Below are 4,264 nucleotides of genomic sequence, written 5' to 3' on the forward strand. Positions count from 1 at the left end.
CTTTAATATCTGTTCTATTTCTCCAAAAGTTCTATAATCAACCCTTTGGAACACTTCTTTTTTTAGGATTCCATGATATGTCTTGTCCTAGCCTGGGTTGACCATTATTTTGTTAAAAATTAGGTTAAAAACGACAAAATCGGGCTATCAATTTTGTGTTAGGTTTTTTTAGTTTTTTCTTCAAAAAAAATGAAGATTAAAAGAAGTGGCATTTTGAAAATGCCATCTTCATTTTCTTAGACTATGGTTTTGGCACTCTTCGAGTTGCTCCTCAGCATTGCTCGCTTCCATCCTCACATAGTATTACAATAGTAGTAAATTGGTGTTTAAACGGCAACTTTTTTCTTCTTTTTATAAGATTTATTTTTCTGCTTATTGTATTGTAAATGAACCGATTGTGGTGTTTTTAAGTCTAAACTCCAATGAGTTCTTTCATTATTGTAAATTCCTACAGCTTCTCTAGTCATTGCTTTTGCTATTTGAATCGACTTAATTGTTTTTTTTAGTCCAAATTCATATTTTAAAATCCCGTTGATACGCTCTGCGATTGCATTTTCATAAGGGTCGTATTTTTGTGTTGTACTGAATGTAAAACCTTTGTTTTCAGCAAATTCACTATGATCTGGACAACAATATTGTATACCTCTGTCGCTATGATGAATGATGTTTTTGTGTTTGAAAACACAATTTTTATGTGCCATTTTTAGTGCGTTTTTCACCATTTCAACTCGCATATTGTCTTCTAATGACCAACCCATTATTTTTCGAGAATAGGCATCTGTCACCAAGGCTAAATAAGCATGTCCTGCATCGGTTTTTACATAAGTTATATCTGCAACAAAAACTTGTTCGGCGTGTGTTATTGCCAAGTTATACAGTAGGTTAGGAGACTTGAAAAAATAGTGTTTAGAGTCAGTTGTGATGTGAAAACGTTTTGTTCTCTTTATGAATAAACCTCTAACTCTGAGCAAATCAAACAACGCATCTCTGCCCAATTTTATGTTATGTTGAACAAACTTTTCTTTTAAGTGATCAACAAGTTTTCTTGTTCCTGTTCCTGGCATTCTCTTACGTATCTCCAAGACCAAATCAATGACCGTATTATTGCGTATTTCTTTTTCTTTATCGGATTTAATTCTTTGATAATAAGCTTGTTTACTAATCCCGATTGATTCGTAAATCCATTTTATTTTAAAAGCTTTTTCTTCTTTCTCTGAATTTCGTTTGCTAACCAATCGGGCAAGTACTTTTTTGAAAGTTCTTCCCCTGTAACGGACTCAAATTCAATGATTATTTCTTGTTGAAATGTTTTAACAGCTTCTAAATCTTCGATTTTACTCTTAAGCAAGCGAATTTCATCGTCTTTACTAATAGATTTAGTGGTTTGCTCGTAATTGGTTAGTTTTTTCATCCAGTATTCGATTGTGCTTTTAGAAATATTGTATTTTTTAGAAGCGAAATTTAAAGAAATTTGTCCATTATTGATTTGTTGAATTACAGAAAGTTTATATTCAAAACTTACTTGTTTTCCGTTTCTTCTTCGGACGGGCTGATTTTCGGGTGTTTCCATTGGTTGCTAAAGGTGTTTAATTTTTAGTCAACCTATTTTAGGACGCGACAAACCTCTTTCACACCGCGAACGGTAAGCATTGAGCCTACCCAACCTTTGCGTAAATGTTCGTATTTCAACTCCGCCGAACCACCTTTTGGCGCAGGGCCTGTAACATCCCAAAAACCATTGTATTGGTTCATTTGACCTACTTTTTCTTCCAAAGTCATTTGTTTCATCAACAAATCAATACGTTCCTCAGTAGGTTTATTTTTATCCAAATAATCTTTTTTTTGTGCACTCATAGTTCCCACGGTAAACAGGGAAAAAATTCCCAGAATTAGTTCTTTATTTTTCATATTTTATAAAATAGTTTACTATTTGGGGCGTGACCCTTGCCCGAAAAAAGGCAAGTGTCGGGCTTTTGCACCACTTCGTTCGCAAAAGGATACCGCCGCTATCCCTCACGCAACTCCCGTTAATCAAGAAATTTTTATTTTAATAGAATCAACGCAACAGTATCATTTCAACAAAGGAGAATTCCCTTAAGAAACTCCGCAAAAAAAATTCAAAATTTCTTATCAATCAATTAGTGTGATTTCTCGTTCCTCGAAATGATAAAAAACGTTATAAAACACATCAACAATCGTAAATCCTTACTCCGAAATAAAACAAGAAGCAGGCAAATTGGCTTTATTAAACAAGTTAGACTGAATCGTATTTCCCCAAGCAAAACGGACTTTTACCGGTTCTTTTACTTTTTTACTTGTTAAAATAACTTGATTGCTTTTTATAGTTGCTTCTGCGGAAAAATAGACATCATCCGCTCCAGCAATCTCAAACTGAGTATCTTTTCTATCTAAAAAGTGTAACCCTTCGGCAGCATCAAAATCAACAACAATTTTATTCTTATCTGCTTTAACCGACTTATAAAGTGGTCCGTTAACCAAATTAGAATTCGTTTTATATGTTTCTTTCAAAGCTAAATTAGCCAAACGAATTCCAACCGATTTTTTATCTTTTGGGTGAATATCAATCGTATCTGAAACATCGCTTATCACCACCATTCCAGTATTTTTAACTTGATTTAAAACTTTGCGTTGCGAATTTCTTAAAGTTACATTCGAGTAATTATTTGTACCTGTTTTATAAGGTGCAATTTGTACAAAATAAAACGGAAAGTCTTCGTTCCAAGCTTTACGCCAAGAAGTAATCAAAGCCGAAAGTGTTTGATCGTAAGTAGATGAACCCACATTCGATTCACCTTGGTACCAAAGAGCTCCTGCAATCTTAAATTTTTCCAACGGGTAAATCATCGCGTTGTAAGCTCGCCCTGGCATTCTTGGTCCGTATTCTTGCTCGTTGAGTTTTTTTGCATTGGAAGATAGCGTTTCATCATTATTTACAACATCTTCCGCTATCCAAATTTCGGCCGGAGTTCCGCCCCAATTTGAAGAAATTAATCCAATCGGCACATCTTTCAAATCCGTATGTAACTGTTTGGCAAAAAAGTAACCAACAGCACTAAAATATTTCATTGATTCAGGACTACATTCCGTCCAATTTCCCAACAAGTTATTTTGTGGCGTTTCCGCCGTAAGTTTGGGAACTGTAAAAAAACGAATGTTTGGGTAGTTCGCTTTCTGAACTTCTTCATCGCCATTTTTAATTCCCCAACTCGCCGACATTTCCATATTCGATTGTCCCGACAAAAGCCAAACTTCACCTAATAAAATGTTTTTCAAAACCACTTCATTATAGCCTTTTATGGAAATTGTATACGGACCTCCCTCTTTGGTTGTTTTTACTTTAACTTCCCAACGCGCTTGATTATTGGCTTTTACGGTATATTCTTGATTATCCCAACTTGGTTTAATTTTTATTTCTTCACTTGGATTTCCCCAACCCCAAATAACAACTTCAGAATTGCGCTGCAAAACCATATTATCATTAAAAATAGCTGGAAGCGAAACGTTAGCCATAGTAACTTGGGATAGAAATAAGAGTAAAACGTATGTAAAAATATTAATTTTCATTTAGCAAAGTTTTGAAAAAAGGGGTTAATTGATTTTCCATTATAGTGTCGTCTGCAATATCTGGGTGAAATCCACAACCATTTGGTGTCATTGGTTGAAACTCAAACAATGCTATTTTTTCATGTTTTTTATCTTTATCAAAAGCAGCAATTACGTTTTTTAAACCACGAACAAAAGCTTCATTTCTAGCTCCAGAAACCATTGGACTCGTTAGTAAAACAATTCTAGTTTTTGGATAATGTTTATACACTGTTTTAATAAAATTGATGTAATTTGTTTCAAACTTTTTCTCATCAAAAGCCAAACGTTTTTTCTTCCCGTCACCATCAGAAAGGTCATTCGTTCCTAAACAAATACTCACCAAATCAGGTTCAAACTTAAAATTGTACTTTTTAGAACTATCTTCGTTCAAGTACAAATTTTCATAAACATCTGGCATTATCGCCTCTTTTTGGTGTTCATCATTCCAATTTCGATACATTCCAATTCCTGAAACAGAACTCAATACAAAATCTGCATCTAATCTTCTCGCTACCTGAGGACCATATGCCATATACGCATTGTGATGATCAAACCATTCGCCTTTATCACAAGGAAATAACGACGAATCATTACCCATTCCACACGTAATTGAATCGCCAATAAATTCTATTTTTTTTCTTTTCTGTGGACTAAATTT

Annotated in this window: 4 protein-coding genes and 1 pseudogene; all 5 read right to left on the reverse strand. The window is 34.2% G+C overall.

Annotated elements, in window-relative coordinates; genetic code table 11:
- Window positions 1–326 precede the first annotated feature (326 nt).
- Window positions 327–1,235 carry an IS3 family transposase gene (locus P8M54_RS05620; RefSeq protein WP_300286079.1) on the reverse strand — a complete coding sequence of 303 codons (909 nt, stop codon included), beginning with the start codon at window positions 1,233–1,235 and terminating at the stop codon, window positions 327–329.
- The gene (locus P8M54_RS05625) at window positions 1,187–1,570 is read right to left on the reverse strand and encodes a helix-turn-helix domain-containing protein (protein WP_300286081.1); all 384 of its coding nucleotides are present in this window, start codon (window positions 1,568–1,570) and stop codon (window positions 1,187–1,189) included. The genes P8M54_RS05620 and P8M54_RS05625 overlap by 49 nt, the downstream gene beginning before the upstream one ends.
- 50 nt (window positions 1,571–1,620) lie before the next feature.
- Window positions 1,621–1,908, reverse strand: a pseudogene (locus P8M54_RS05630) (glycosyl hydrolase); the annotation flags it as partial.
- Window positions 1,909–2,205: 297 nt separating this feature from the next.
- Complete coding sequence (locus tag P8M54_RS05635; RefSeq protein WP_300286083.1) at window positions 2,206–3,585, reverse strand: sialate O-acetylesterase; 1,380 nt, start codon at window positions 3,583–3,585, stop codon at window positions 2,206–2,208.
- On the reverse strand, window positions 3,575–4,264 hold a 690-nt coding region (locus P8M54_RS05640), incomplete at its 5' end, for an SGNH/GDSL hydrolase family protein (RefSeq protein ID WP_300286085.1). The genes P8M54_RS05635 and P8M54_RS05640, both read right to left, overlap by 11 nt.

Source organism: Flavobacterium sp. (assembly GCF_029242675.1).
Taxonomy (GTDB): Bacteria; Bacteroidota; Bacteroidia; order Flavobacteriales; family Flavobacteriaceae; genus Flavobacterium.

What these genes read in the sequence shown, in the direction of transcription:
- P8M54_RS05625 (WP_300286081.1), bottom strand. Translation starts at nt 1,570, where the DNA reads ATGGAAACACCCGAAAATCAGCCCGTCCGAAGAAGAAACGGAAAACAA.
- P8M54_RS05635 (WP_300286083.1), bottom strand. Translation starts at nt 3,585, where the DNA reads ATGAAAATTAATATTTTTACATACGTTTTACTCTTATTTCTATCCCAA.